The organism is Pseudomonas ficuserectae, assembly GCF_024584585.1.
Lineage (GTDB): Bacteria > Pseudomonadota > Gammaproteobacteria > Pseudomonadales > Pseudomonadaceae > Aquipseudomonas > Aquipseudomonas amygdali.
Genome location: NZ_CP085684.1, coordinates 4,478,763 through 4,492,984, shown reverse-complemented (window position 1 = coordinate 4,492,984; position 14,222 = coordinate 4,478,763). Strand labels below are relative to the sequence as shown.

Sequence of the window (14,222 nt, the reverse complement as noted above, 5' to 3'; positions counted from 1 at the left end):
CTTGCCTGAACATAGGGACCATGCTTAGCTCGCTAATAATTAGTTTGAATCATGAGTTTCCTTATGCCATTGACTGATGAACACCGTTTCGGGATGCAACTCGGACATCTCACCCGGGGCTGGCGCGCCGAACTGGACCGTCGGCTTGCCGATCTTGGCCTGTCTCAGGCGCGTTGGCTGGTCCTGCTGCACCTCGCCCGGTTCACCGAGCCGCCCACCCAGCGCGAGCTTGCGCAAAGTGTGGGCGTCGAAGGACCGACTCTGGCGCGTTTGCTCGACAGTCTTGAAAAGCAGGGCCTGGTTCAGCGCCAGGCAGTAGTCGAGGATCGACGCGCGAAAAAAATCCTGCTCAGTGATACTGCCTTGCCACTGATTGAAAAGATTGAAACCATCGCCAATGTGTTGCGTATCGAGCTGTTCGAGGGCGTGAGCGAGGAAGATTTGCGCGTCAGCATGCGGGTGCACTCGCAGATTCTGGCCAATCTGGAAAGATCCTGAGACGAAGCCGGGCGTTCTCAACCATAATCGTGCAACGGATACTGAAGTCCAACTGATTACGTGAGAAGCCTGCTGTGGTTTCTATAAGGGTTCGCATGCTGAAGAGTTCACTGGCTGCTGTCGAAGGTGCAGGTCGCAGGGCGCGCGGGGTGTTTTGCAAGAGCGTCATAGCGGCGTCATTGCTGGCCTGCTCTACGCTGGCGTCTGCGTTGGGGCTGGGTGAAATCACCTTGCACTCGGCGCTCAACCAGCCGCTGAATGCCGAGATCCAGCTGCTGGAGACTGGTGGTCTGAGCAACGAAGATGTTGTCGCCAGGCTCGCGTCGCCCGAGGCTTTTGCCAAGGCGGGCATAGAGCGGGTGTTCTTTCTCAACGACCTGCGCTTCACCCCTGTGCTGCGCGGCGATCGCGGCGTGATCCGGGTGGTATCCACTAAACCGGTCACCGAACCCTACCTGAGTTTTCTCGTCCAGTTGGCGCGGCCGAATGGCGATTTGCTGCACGAATATACGGTGTTGCTTGATCCTGCCACCTCACCGCAAGGTCTGGCCGCCACGCGCAGCCGCAACACGCAACGTTCGACGGCCTCTGCGCAGGAAAGCCGCATGCCGGTCGCGCCACCGGCCGCCGTGCAGGGCAAGCATTACACGGTTGTCAATGGCGATACCCTGAATGGCATTGCCAGCCGTTTGCAAGGGCCGGGTAACAAGGTTTCGGCAAGCCAGCTGGCAGACGGCATTCGTTTGCTCAACCCGCAGGCATTCGCGGCGGGCGCCGGTTCCGCGCTTAAAGTTGGCCAGGATTTGTTGCTGCCCGATTCCGCTGTATTGCCAAGTGCCGCTGCGCCTGCCGCCAGCCCGGAGGCGTCGTCACCCAAGCCTGCCGAGTTGCAGCGCACCGCCGAGCAACTGTCGGCGGCCGCCATTGAAAACCAGCAACTGGCTCAATCGCTGGAGGCGCTCAAGGCCCAGACTCAAGAACTGCAAGAGCAGATGAGTGGCAAGGACAAGCAAATCACCGCGCTGCGCAGTGATCTTGCCGTTGCGCAATCCGCTGCCCGACCTGCCACGCCTGCCGCACCTGCAATAACTCCGGCTACTCCTGCTCAACCGGCCGCTGCCCCGACGCCAGGCACCGATTCATTCCTGAGCCTGCCGATACTGCTTGCTGCCGTGTTGATTGTGCTTCTGCTTGTAGCGTTTGCTTATTCGAGACGACGCCAGCAGCGCAAACAGTCCGCAGCACCTGCTGTTGCGCCGGATGAGCAACTGATCAAACCTGCTCAGGCGACCATGCTTCCGGTGTTCGAAGTGCCCGCCGTTGCGCCACAACCCGCGGTGCAGCCACCACCGACCCCGGCAGCGACCAAACCACCGGCAGCGCAACGTTCGGCTGGCTCTACGCCGGATGCGCTGGACGGCGTCAGCATTTACATCGCCTACGGGCGCTTTACCGAGGCGATGGGCATTCTGCGCAGCGCCCTGGAAAATCAGCCGGAGCGTGATGACATTCGCATCCGCTTGCTGGAATTGCTGGCGGAGCAGGGCGACGGCAGCGGTTTTGTTCGGGAAGAGCAATCAGCGCTGGAGCACGGTGTTGATCCGCAGACCATTCAAGACATCCGCGACCGCTTTCCACAAATCAAGGCCGCCGAAGTTGCGCCTGTGGCGGCGGTCGTCCCTGCCGCTGCGGTCGCGGCTACCACGCTGTCTTTCGAAAAGTCCGAGCCCGAGCCAGAATCTGCCGCCTATCTGCAGCCCGACCTGGAGCCTGAACCCGCGGCGCAGCTGGACGAAACCGCCGCAGCGGCGCTGAATCCGCAGGACGAGTTTCAGTTGAACCTCGATGACCTGTCGATGGATGCCGACTGGGATCTGGTCGATCCGTTCGACAGCCCGCCGCCGCGCATCAAGCCAGCAGCGGCGACTGCTGCGCCAGCGCCCGCTGACGTCGACCCTGGTTTTTCTTCGGACCTGACTCAACTGCCGGAAGTCTTTGAGCTCTCGGATGAGCAGTTCCTCAGTGATTTCTCCGAACCCGATGTCATCGAGCCCATCGAAGTGGTGGCACCTGCAGTTGCTGACGACCTGAGCGATGACTTTCTCGACAGTTTCATGAGCGACGACGCAGAGTTCGACCTGCTGGACCTTGAAGAGCCACCACTCAGCCAGATCAATCAGGCGCAGGTGCTGATCGAGGAGGGCGATCTCGAGTCGGCTCGTGAAATTCTGCAACAGGTCATTGCCGAGTCCGACGAGGAGCATCGGCGCATGGCGCGGGAACTGTTGGTGGGCATCAGCTGAACCCGTTGTTTCCTTGAGCAGGCGTGACCGGTCTGGCGTTTAACGAAAGATCGGCCGAATGCCCCGGCATTTCGGATACGCCACGCAGCCCCAGAACTCACCGGCATTCTTGCCGGTCCGGGCTACCTTGATCACCATGGTTTTTTTACAGTGCGGACACGCGGGCGCTGCGGGCTTTGCCGGCAGCTTTGGTGTGGCCGGTTCACGACGCTTTTCCGGGCGCTTGGCGCGGCTGGTTTTGACAGGCTTTTGCGGTTGCGGTGAGTGTGCTGCGGGTTTGGTGGGCTGCACATGCTGTTGCTGATCCGCTGTCTGACCGGCAACCCTGCTCAGTAGCCTGCGAAACGTGCGGATCAATGCCGCCAGAGCAGATGTCGTGTTGCGTGCCATAAAGGTGCCTTGAGTCGCGTCGCGTCCAGGAGCAGCATGGTGCAGGCATCCTCGTCAGGACGCAAACTCCTACGTGGCGATCATGCCCGTCTGCTGTTCCCCGCCACACCTAATTGCCGCCTGTGGCTAAAGCCCTGCGTTTTGTGGGCGATAACAGTGCACGAGGACTGCCGGTTGCCACCCTGAAAGGTTGTGCTACACCTTCAGCACACGCCCGGCATATCAAGCATTATCACGGAGTGAATTATTAATGCGCGTCAACATGCCTATCACGCAGACTGAACGGACTTTTCCGGCATCTGAACGCCTCATCTCCACCACCGACCTCAATAGCCACATTACCTACTGCAACGATGCCTTCGTCGCGTTGAGCGGTTTTACCCGCGAAGAACTGGTCGGCCAGCCGCATAACCTTGTGCGCCACCCGGATATGCCGGCTTCGGTGTTCGCCCATATGTGGGAAACCATCAAGCAGGGCAAGCCGTGGATGGGCGTGGTCAAGAATCGCTCCAAGCAAGGTGATTATTACTGGGTCAGCGCCTACGTGACGGCGGTGTATGAAAACGGTCGAATCGTCGGCTATGAGTCCGTACGCTCGTTGCCTACCCGCGATCAGGTTCGTCGGGCAGAAGCATTGTATGCACGGCTGCGTGCTGGCAAATCGGCGGTGTCGGCAACCAGCTCGGCGGCCTATCACTTGGTTCGCCAGCTACCGATGATCCTCTGCGCCCTGGCACTCGCTGTCGGCGTCTACCTGCTCGACGATCTGCCTTCGATCATCATGATTCCGATTGTAATGGTGCTGCTGGGCGGTTTTCTGGAAATGCGTCAGCGCCGCAGCATTCGCAACACCCTTGAAGAACACCCCAAAGCGTTCACCAGTTCTTTGGTTGCGCTGACCTACAGCGACAACCGTGGCCCGCAGGCGCAACTCGATCTGGCCATGCTCAGCGAAGAAGCCCGGCTGCAAACTGCCCTGACGCGCCTGGCCGATACCGGCGAGAGCGTACGCCAGCATGCCGGGCGTTCTGCGCAACTGTCGTTGCGTCAGGCCGAGTCGCTGGACCAGCAGCGCAGTGAGGCGGATCAATCGGCTACGGCCATCAATCAGATGGCGGCGACCATTCAGGAAGTGACCCACAACGTACAGAACACCGCCCACGCCGCCGAGGAAGCGGACAAACTGGCGCAGCAGGGGCGTGGTCTGGCCGATGAAAGCCTGTTGGCGATTCGGCACATGGCCAACTCGGTCACCGACATCGGCAACGCAGTGGGTGAACTGGCCAGCGCGACGCAGTCAATCGGCAGCGTGGTTGACGTGATCACCTCCATCGCTCAACAAACCAACCTGCTGGCGCTCAATGCGGCCATCGAAGCGGCCCGGGCCGGCGAGCAGGGGCGTGGCTTTGCGGTGGTGGCCGATGAGGTTCGCTCACTGGCTTCCCGTACGCAGTCCTCGACCGAGCAGATCCAGCAAATCATCACCTCGCTGCGTGATGGTGCCGACCGTGCGGTGCAGACCGCCAACAAAGGCGAGCAGATCTCCCAGGAAAGCGTTGCCAGCGTCGAAGCCGTGCAGAAGGCCCTGGACGGCATCAGCCAGTCCGTGACCCGCATCACCGGCATGAGCCAGCAAATGGCCTCGGCATCCGAAGAGCAGAGCCACGTTGCGGAAAACATCAGCCAGCAGATTACCCGTATCGCGCAACTCTGCGACGAGAGTGCCAGCCAGGCGCAGCAAGGCTCGCAGATCAGCGGCGAACTGGAAGAAATGGCGCAGTACCTGCACAGCCTGGCCGAGCGGTTCAGTCGCTAAGCATGCGCAGAGGACGCAGAGCGTCCGGAACGGCATTACCACGCGGAGCGTGGTAATGAGAATTGGGGGGATTGCGCCTGGGTGCGTTCACATTACAACCCCACTGTCCGGACCTCAGCCTGGCCTCAGAAGGCGTAGCCCGAAGAGGACGCAGAGCGTCCGGAACGGCATTACCACGCGGAGCGTGGTAACGAGAGTTGGGGGTATTGCGCCTGGTTGCGTTCACACAGCAACCCCACTACCCAGACCCCAGCCTGACCTCAGAAGACGTAGCCCGAAGAGAACGCAGAGCGTCCTGAGCGGCATTACCACGCGCAGCCTGGTAACGAGAGTCGGGGGTATTGCGGCTGCGTGCGTTTACGCAAAACCCAACCCCACCACCTATCGTGCCCATCGCTCCGCGTGGGCATGCAGTTCATGACGCTCCGCGTCATCTGTTTGCCGTAACGCAGACTCCATTTGGGTGATTATCAATTATTGTCGGACAATTATTGGTATATCCGAATAAATAAGGCGCTTAACTGAAGTTGTTGAAGATATCGGCTGGAAAACTAGAAAAAGTGGAGGGCGTGCAATTAAATTGCCACTACTCAATTCAATTACCTCCATATCAAAAAAACAAACAAACTCAATACATTCAAACGGATATCACTGAACTATATATCCAGTAATGCATTATCCTTATGTCCTGAAACTTGTATTAGAATTGAAATAAATCTGTTGCCAAGTGCATAACCGCAGACTATGTTCTGGAATCGCTCAATGAAGAGCCGACCATTATCAGGTATGCAGGGATGCGAAAGTCCAAGCGTTTGGGTGCTGTCCGTTATTCGTTTAAACCTGTAGCAAGCGGCGCTCTTTGTGCGTTGTCTTTTACGTTTGGCTGCTCTGCCTACGCGGATTATGTCGAGCAGGGCAAACCGGGTGACGCTGCCAGTTGGCGTTCGGCAGAATTCCAGAGCGACTGGGGCCTGGGGCGTATTCAGGCTGATCAGGCCTACGCCGCTGGCATCACTGGCGCAGGCGTCAAGATCGGTGCGCTGGACTCGGGTTTTGACTCGTCCCACCCTGAAGCCACTTCGTCCCGCTATCACGCAGTCACCGCTACCGGTACTTACGTTGACGGTTCGCCCTTCAGCATCACTGGCGCCCTCAACCCGAACAACGATACCCACGGCACGCACGTTACCGGCACCATGGGCGCGGCGCGCGATGGCGTCGGCGTGCATGGCGTGGCGTACAACGCACAGATCTACGTCGGCAACACCAATCAGAACGACAGCTTCCTGTTCGGCCCGAGCCCGGACCCGCAGTATTTCAAGGCGGTGTATGGGGCGCTGGCGGATGCCGGAGTACGCGCCATCAACAACAGCTGGGGCAGCCAGCCATCCGATGTGACCTACGCCACCGAGGCAGGTGTGCGTGCGGCCTACGCTCAGCACTACAACCGTGGAACCTGGCTGGACGAAGCGGCGAACGTCTCGCGCAAGGGCGTGATAAACGTGTTCAGTGCAGGCAACAGCGGTTACGCCAATGCCAGCGTGCGGGCGTCGTTGCCGTATTTCGAGCCAGACCTCGAAGGCCACTGGCTGGCTGTATCGGGCCTCGACAGCAGCAACGGTCAGCGCTACAACCAGTGCGGCCTGTCCAAATACTGGTGCATCACCATGCCCGGGCGACTGATCAACGGCACCGTGCCCGGCGGCGGTTACGGGATCAAGTCCGGCACCTCGATGTCTGCACCGCACGCCACCGGGGCGCTGGCACTGGTGATGGAACGCTTCCCGTACCTGAATAACGAGCAGGCGCTGCAAGTGTTGCTGACCACCGCCACCCAGCTCGATGGCTCGGTCACTCAGGCACCGACCAACAGCGTGGGCTGGGGCGTGACCAATCTTGAGCGGGCGATGCGCGGTCCCGGTCAATTGCTCGGCACCTTCGACGCCAACCTGGGTGCCGGTGTGAGCGACGTATGGAGCAACGATATTTCCGATCAGGCGCTGCTTCAGCGTCAGGCCGAAGACACTGCCGAGCAGGCCACCTGGCAGCAAACCCTGATCAGCAAAGGCTGGCAAAACGGCGTTGCCAGTACCGCCAGCCAGCAGGATCAGGCCGATTACGCCACCGGCACCGCGCGTGCCGCCGCAGCCGCTCAGCGTCAGTACCAAGGTAGCCTGGTCAAATCCGGTGCCGGTCGACTGATTCTGCAAGGCGCCAACACCTACCGTGGCGATACCCTGGTCAATGGCGGCTTGCTGTCGGTCAACGGCTCGCTGGTTTCCGCTGTGCAGGTCAATGCGGGCGGCACGCTGGGCGGCAATGGCCAGATCGGTGGGCTGACAGCGCGCAACGGCGGTATCGTCGCGCCGGGTAATTCCATCGGTACGTTGCAGGTCAACGGTGATGTGACCCTCGAGCCGGGTTCGACCTACGCCGTGGAGCTTTCGCCCACCGCCAGTGACCGTATCGTCGCCACCGGAAGCGCCACCGTGTCAGGCGCGAACATGACGCTGGCGCTGGAGAACGCGACGCCGGTGGCCTTGAGTTCTGCACCGATCCAAAGCGTCGTAGGTCGCCAGTACAACGTGCTGCAAGCCGCCAATGGCGTAAACGGCCAGTTCGGCTCAGTGACTTCGAACTACGCGTTTCTGGGTGGCCGACTCGACTACGCAGCCACCGGCGTCGCGCTGAACGTCGAGCAAACCAGCGCATTCAGCAGCGTCGCCCAAACCCCGAATCAATCTGCCGTATCAACCGCTGCCGAACAGCTTGGCGCAGGCAACGCGGTGTACGAAAACCTGTTGCTGACTCAAAGCGCAGCTGCTGCCCGAGACAGCTTTCAGCAACTGTCCGGCGAGATCTACCCGGCCATTGGCAGCGTGCTGATCAACGACAGCCGGCAGATCCGCGATGCAGTGGGTGAGCGTCTCGGGGCCAGCGTATTCGGCACTGATGGCAACACGGCCGCACAAGACAATGTCTGGATCAAAGCCCTGGGTGCCTGGGGCAAGACCGACTCGCGTGACGATACCGCCGGTTACACCACCTCGATTGGCGGCCTGCTGGCCGGTGTCGATGGCAACCTTGCCGATGACACACGTCTGGGCGTGGTCGCGGGCTACAGCGACAGCTCATTGAACATGGGCTCCGGCACGCATTCCCGGGCTTCGGTGGACAGCTACCACCTGGGCGCTTACCTCGGCCATGAAATCGGCGCACTGCGCCTGACCCTCGGCGGCGCGCACAGTTGGCATCGCATTGATGCACAACGCGACGTGCAGGTCGGCGGTGCTGCTGGCAAAGAGAAAACCAAACACGATGCCCAGAGCACGCAAGTGTTTACCGAGGCGGCGTATCGCATCCACTTGCAACCCGCGACCCTCGAGCCGTTCGCCAATCTGGCCTACGTCCACCTCAACACCGACAGCTTTACCGAGAAGGGCGATGCGGCGGCGCTGTCTGCCGGTAGCGATAACCGCGATGCGGTGCTGAGCACTCTCGGTGTACGGGCGCTGAAAACCATCGCGATCAGCGACCGACAGAAAATCGACCTGTCGGGCAGCCTCGGCTGGCAGCACAACCTGAGCAACACCGATTCCGAGCAGCACCTGGCATTTGCCTCGGGCGGTGGCAGTTTCGGTATCGAAAGCTCGCCGCTGGTCCGTGACGCCGCGCTGGTCGGTGCTCATGCCAGCGTTGCATTGAGCAAGGACGCCAGGGTCAGCCTCGACTACAGCGGCCAACTGGCCAGCCGGGAAAAAAGCCACGGTGTCGGTCTGAGCCTTAACTGGCAGTTCTAAACCCGGCAGCACCTAAACCAACCCTCAAACCACCCCCCCAACCAAAAGAACGACGCGCATGCAGATGCATGCGCGCGGAGATTCGTGCGCGTTAACTAAGGACGGTCGTTTCATGAAAGATGCATCCACCACTCGACACACCTCTGTCAAACCCCTCGGTCAGGCCATTCACGCCATCAACCGCGCCTCTTGCGGCGCACTGGCCTGCTACCTCGCGACCTTGGGCGTGGCACATGCCGCACCCTATGTGGAAGCAGGGCAGGCGGGCAATGCGGCCAGCTGGCGCAGTGCCGAATTCAATGCCGACTGGGGCCTGGGCGCGATCAATGCCGATCAAGCCTACGCCGCTGGTTACTCCGGCAAGGGCATCAAACTGGGCATCTTCGACCAGCCGGTCTATGCCCCGCATCCAGAGTTTTCCAGCGCCAACAAGGTGATCAACCTGGTCACTAGCGGTATCCGTGAATACACCGACCCGTATATCCCGGTGAAGGCGGGCGACGCGTTTCGCTACGACGGCGCACCGACCCCTGTCTCTGGAAAACGACAACGCAGCACTGCTCAGCAGCAACCAGACCCGCAGCGTACTCGGTCAGCAATTCAACGTACTGCAGGCGGCTGGCGGCATTCAGGGTCAGTTTGGTTCGGTGACGGATAACTACGCATTCCTCGACGGCAACCTGGCTTACAGCGGTACCGGTGTGACACTGGCTCTTGAGCGCAACGGCGACAGCTTCGCTAGCGCAGGCCAAACCGACAACCAGCGCAGCGTGGCCCAGGCCATTGAGCAACTGAGTGCAGGCAACTCGGTCTACGAGAGCATCATCCTCAGCCAGGACGCCGCCAGCGCACGCCGCGCATTCACCCAACTGTCCGGCGAAGTGCACCCGGCCATCGCCACGCAATTGATCAACGACAGCCGCCAACTGCGCGACGCCGTGGGTGACCGTCTGCGCGTGGAAGGCTTGTACGACCAGCCAGCACCGGGCACTGAAGATAACTCGGTGTGGGTCAAAGCGCTCGGCGCATGGGGCAAAAACAGCGGCAGCAGCGACAGCGCCAGCTCGACCTCATCGCTGGGCGGCCTGCTGGCAGGCGTCGACGGCCTGATCAGCGAGCACACCCGCTTGGGCGCGATGGCAGGTTACAGCGACACCTCGCTGAGCCTGGGCGATGACACCCACTCGCGGGCATCGGCAGACAGCTACCACCTGGGCGCCTACATCGGCCACGAACAGGGCGCACTGCGCCTCACCGCAGGCGCGTCGCACAGCTGGCACCGCATCGACGTGAAACGCGACCTGCAATTCGGCGCGTTTTCCGACCGTCAAAAGGTCAAGTGTGACGCCCAGTCGAGCCAGGTCTTCACCGAAGCCGCCTACCGCCTGAACCTGCAACCGCTGGCACTGGAGCCATTCGCCAACCTGGCTTACGTCCACTTCGACAGCGACAGCTTCACCGAAAAAGGCGGCGCCACGGCCCTCAAAGGCAGCGACGACAACCGCGACACCGTGCTCTCGACCCTGGGCATGCGCGCCGGAAACCGCTTCAACCTCAACGACACACAAAAACTCGACGTCTCCGCCACCCTCGGCTGGCAGCACAACCTGAGCGACACCTCGTCGGAACAACACCTGGCCTTCGCCAGCGCCGGCAACAGCTTCAACGTGCAAAGCGTCTCAATGGACCGCGACGCCGCCGTAGTCGGCGCCCGCGCCAGCCTGGCGCTGGGCAAGGATGCACGCATCAACCTGGACTACAACGGCTTGCTCGGTGCACGGGATAAAACCCACGGCGTGGGCTTGTCGCTGGATTGGCAGTTCTGATGGAGGATGCCTGCGGGGTGCAGTAGCCCCGCAGGCACTCGGTAATACCTATCGTGCCAATGCTCCGCGTTGGCACGCATCTCGTGACGCTCTGCGTCATATCCAACCATCACGCGAATGCTGGATCACTCATAAGTCCAGGCTTCTGCCCGCAGGGCGTAGGAGCGAACTTGTTCGCGATCTGCCGGGAACCGGCAGCAAAACCTGTGTATGCGGTACATCAGGCACAACCGAGGTGACCTTTTCAGGGCCGCTTCGCAACCGTCGTAACTTCTTCCCAAAACTCCCTATTTTGAGGGGTAGAAGCCTGCTCTCCGGGCTTGCCAAGGCTCGTATCCAGACTGCGCGGAGATTCTGGCCAAGTTCGGCTTCACGCCTGCACCACACGCGGGAAACCGGAGTCAGTCAACGGCTGCTTTTGAGCCGCCAAAGCGGTTGTACGAATTTTCCGAATTTTTGCGGGCTTCATGTACCCCTCGGATTTTTTTACACTTCTTCTGTTAAGTTGCTCAGGCAGAGCTGTATCAAGAGTTGTCAGGGAGACACTGAATGTTCTTTTTTCACATGCTGCCCTCATGGGATGACATACGGCGAAAGCTTGACCGTGATATCGCGCCCTACAGAGGGGGCCATTTTCGCACGCATCGAAATGAACCCGTCCCGTCGCCCGCGCTGATCATTCGCCGCTTCAATTGTGTCAGGTCCGCGTTCGACCGCGCCGAATCGGAGGCTTGTCGCATACTGGGACAACGTTTCGTTGACCTCGACATCTCCAGCATCATCAAGGACTTGATCGATGTAGTCGCCCAAATGGCCATGATCGTCGTGGGCAGTGCTTTTGTCGGAGGGGTAGCCGGTGCAAGCGCGGGCGCGCTTTTTTTCGGGGTGGGTGCTGCTCCCGGTGGTTTAATGGGCGCTACATTAGGGGCGCAGGCCAGTACTTTCATACTGGGGATTCTTGGTCTGGAGTCCATCGCTGAATCCGTCATCGATGGCTTTCCGCGCATCATTCATTACTACACTCGCGGTATCAGCACAGCATGGCAAGGCCCCCGCGAACAAGGGTGGAGCTCCTTCATGGTAGACGACCCGGTCGCACAGAACAGCGCGGTTCAGGAAATCGCACAAGGGCACGTTGAAGTTGTGATTCTGCTATTGGGCGCGATGGTTCAGTACATCACACGCGGCCGCGGTAACGCTCGTGTTTTGGCAAATGAAATGCGGGCCAGCGCCAAAGGCGAGCGACTGGGCCAGTGGATGCTTGAGCATGAAGATGACCTGAAGAAGCGACCTGATTTGCAGAGGCCGGAGCCGCGTAGGGGGGCGCTTGATAAACAGGGACCCTCATATTCATCATCAAGCCGTCATGAATCAGAATCACCTGAACAAGGTAGGTCAGGTTCGACTTTAGATGAAAAAGAGGTTGCCGACGATAGTCCAAAGCTTTTAAATAACTATTCTGCAACTAGATTTTTTAAAGGTGATGAGGCAGTTAAGCACTTTGAAAAGCACGGCTCAGAGTTAATGAGTGCGTTTGGAAAAAGTGAATATAATATTAAAAACTATTTAGATGACGCAAATCATGTGATTAGAAATGGCGATTTTGTGCCTGAAATGAATGGCTATGTGAAGATGATTGGCGGTGAAGGTAGTGCTAAATATGGATTTGTAGGCGTTGATAGAGCGACTGGTAATATAACAACGTTTCACGTTAAAACTGTGAGTGAGCTTGCGCGAAAGGCTCCAAGTCTAGGATTTTCCAAATGATAATTAAACAGTGTGAGTGGATCTCGAAAGATGCTTTGGAAGCAATGCTGACAATCGGTGATACTGAAACTCAGTGCGTAGCTTTTTGTCATCCATGTCATATGAATGTCGGGGACATGCTGCTAGAGCCTGTCCTTGCGATATCAATAAAAAATGTAGCCAAGATGGCGGCAGGCTCTCAGCCATACGTACTACGTATTGACGATGGATTCGTCCATGAAATTCTGGCTGAGGTGGCTAGTGTTGAAAAATCGCTGGTGATTGCAGGTGAAATCACTATTGAATTGGATGATGTACTACCCGGAGACATCAACGTCGGAGATATGATTAGTTTCTCCTGCGGACGTCTTGATGTGATTTCCTGACTTTTAAAACTGGTATTGTCAAGATGACGATGTGTATCACGAGTCTTCGTTGCACTGCACATTCTGAATTGTACACAGAACCTCCCCAAGCATCATCCCCACATAGAGCGCTCGTTGTTATACATAAGTCTGTTTTCGATTCTGGCAGAAGGTTTAGGTCACCCCTCTGGGGTTACATCTAGTCTGCTATGTCGTTTTTTGGCACTTTTCCGAACCCTCTCGGATTTTTGTATAGCGACAAGCGCATCCACTTGCTACCCATATGGCGACCCTCGCTATTACAAAAACTTCACACATCTCAAAATGCCCTCCCACGATGTGAGAACACCCAGGCAAGGACTCTGCTAAAGAATTGATGGCCCATTGGTATCATGGTAAAACCTTGCAACAGACACCCGTCTGCGCTCGCTAAGGAATAGCCATGAAAAAGACAGGGACAGGCTTCGTCGCCATACTCGCATTTCTCTGTGCCCTCTCCGCAAACGCCAGAGAAACCCAAGTCACAGACGCCTCAATCGTCAAAGCCATCATCCAGGAATCCATCGACAGCTACCCCGGTAATTGTCCGTGCCCCTACAATTCCGCTCGCAATGGCAGCCAATGCGGCAAACGCAGCGCGTACAGCCGCAAAGGCGGTTACGCACCGATCTGCTACAAGGAAGATGTCACCAAAGAAATGATCAACGACTACCGCCGCCGCCTGAAAGACTGATCCCACGATACACAATGGCCGTTACCCACATGGCACGGCCATCACCACGCATTCAACCCAGCCGAGACGCAGGCAGCACCGCCCGCCACCAAGGCCTGCCTAAACTACGTGGCCGCGCTTCAACCCGCATCTGCGGATGCGCCAAGAGCATCGGCATATCCCGCAACCGTATCCACGGCTCGCCGTGCCAGTGCAACATACTCACCGACAACCCCGGCCACCGCAGCATGCTCAGGTGCGGCGTGCAGTCATCAAACGGCACCTGCCCATCCCGCAACGCAGGCACCACCTCATTAGTAAGCCACTGCCGCAACCCGCGATTCTCCGCGTGATAGTGATGCACCATCATCGCGTACGCCCCCGACTCACTGATCATCAGCTCTGACTGCGCTTCGCCGTGCAGGTCGAGCGTGATCATCCGGTGCTGGTCAGCGTCCAGCTTGCGCAGCGTCCGCTCGTTCAACGGCCAGCCGATCATGCGACCGAGATCGCGGGCGCTGAACCAGGGTTGGTTTTCGAGGAGGAGGGCGAGGAGTTGGCGGTTGTGACGGTGGAAGGGGGTTGGGTTTAAACCGACACACACCTCGTGCGGCTGACGAGCACTTGCCCGAAATAGATTGCTTAACATGCTGACCTCTACGTGTGAACTGAAATGACGTTAAAGACCAACGTAGAGCGGGCGTAAGAAAACCCAACTGAGCGAATCAGCAAAGCCGAGATTTTCCGTTCAATTAGAACGATTGGA

General features: G+C 58.7%; 9 protein-coding genes and 2 pseudogenes. 9 read left to right on the top strand and 2 right to left on the bottom strand.

All coding sequences use genetic code 11. The annotated features are described in order from the left end of the window. Positions 1 to 63 precede the first annotated feature (63 nt). Together LJU29_RS19820 and LJU29_RS19815 are read left to right on the top strand one after the other, a co-directional pair. Positions 64 to 498, top strand: coding sequence for a MarR family transcriptional regulator (locus tag LJU29_RS19820; RefSeq protein ID WP_002552570.1), 435 nt, complete (start codon positions 64 to 66; stop codon positions 496 to 498). 95 nt (positions 499 to 593) lie between these two features. Continuing rightward, complete coding sequence (locus LJU29_RS19815; RefSeq protein ID WP_257111098.1) at positions 594 to 2,801, top strand: motility hub landmark protein FimV; 2,208 nt, start codon at positions 594 to 596, stop codon at positions 2,799 to 2,801. A 39-nt stretch (positions 2,802 to 2,840) separates the two neighbouring features. Here the strand turns inward: LJU29_RS19815 and LJU29_RS19810 are convergent, their stop codons facing one another. After that, positions 2,841 to 3,191 carry a topoisomerase DNA-binding C4 zinc finger domain-containing protein gene (locus LJU29_RS19810; protein ID WP_005758680.1) on the bottom strand — a complete coding sequence of 117 codons (351 nt, stop codon included), beginning with the start codon at positions 3,189 to 3,191 and terminating at the stop codon, positions 2,841 to 2,843. 250 nt (positions 3,192 to 3,441) lie between these two features. Between LJU29_RS19810 and LJU29_RS29930 the strand changes: the two are divergent. The 7 genes and pseudogenes from LJU29_RS29930 to LJU29_RS19780 form a co-directional block, all read left to right on the top strand. Further along, positions 3,442 to 3,723, top strand: a pseudogene (locus LJU29_RS29930) (PAS domain-containing protein); the annotation flags it as partial. 249 nt (positions 3,724 to 3,972) lie between these two features. Then, positions 3,973 to 5,007: a methyl-accepting chemotaxis protein gene (locus tag LJU29_RS19805; RefSeq protein ID WP_442628822.1), complete on the top strand. Its 1,035-nt coding sequence runs from the start codon at positions 3,973 to 3,975 to the stop codon at positions 5,005 to 5,007. 794 nt (positions 5,008 to 5,801) lie between these two features. Beyond that, a complete protein-coding gene (gene eprS, locus LJU29_RS19800) occupies positions 5,802 to 8,807 on the top strand; it encodes an autotransporter serine peptidase EprS (protein ID WP_257111096.1) in 3,006 nt (1,001 codons plus the stop codon). A 58-nt stretch (positions 8,808 to 8,865) separates the two neighbouring features. Beyond that, positions 8,866 to 10,633 (top strand): annotated as a pseudogene (locus LJU29_RS19795) (autotransporter outer membrane beta-barrel domain-containing protein). A 549-nt stretch (positions 10,634 to 11,182) separates the two neighbouring features. Next, on the top strand, positions 11,183 to 12,400 hold the full coding sequence (locus LJU29_RS19790; protein ID WP_306459378.1) for a DUF6861 domain-containing protein: 1,218 nt from the start codon (positions 11,183 to 11,185) through the stop codon (positions 12,398 to 12,400). Next, entirely contained in the window at positions 12,397 to 12,765 is a 369-nt protein-coding gene (locus LJU29_RS19785) for a hypothetical protein (RefSeq protein ID WP_081023442.1), read from the top strand. Before LJU29_RS19790 ends, LJU29_RS19785 begins: the two co-directional genes overlap by 4 nt. Before the next feature lie 421 nt (positions 12,766 to 13,186). Further along, entirely contained in the window at positions 13,187 to 13,477 is a 291-nt protein-coding gene (locus tag LJU29_RS19780) for a hypothetical protein (protein WP_257111095.1), read from the top strand. A gap of 52 nt (positions 13,478 to 13,529) precedes the next feature. Here LJU29_RS19780 and LJU29_RS19775 read toward each other — a convergent pair whose 3' ends face one another. Beyond that, positions 13,530 to 14,105 carry a BRO-N domain-containing protein gene (locus tag LJU29_RS19775; RefSeq protein WP_257111094.1) on the bottom strand — a complete coding sequence of 192 codons (576 nt, stop codon included), beginning with the start codon at positions 14,103 to 14,105 and terminating at the stop codon, positions 13,530 to 13,532. Positions 14,106 to 14,222: the final 117 nt, after the last annotated feature.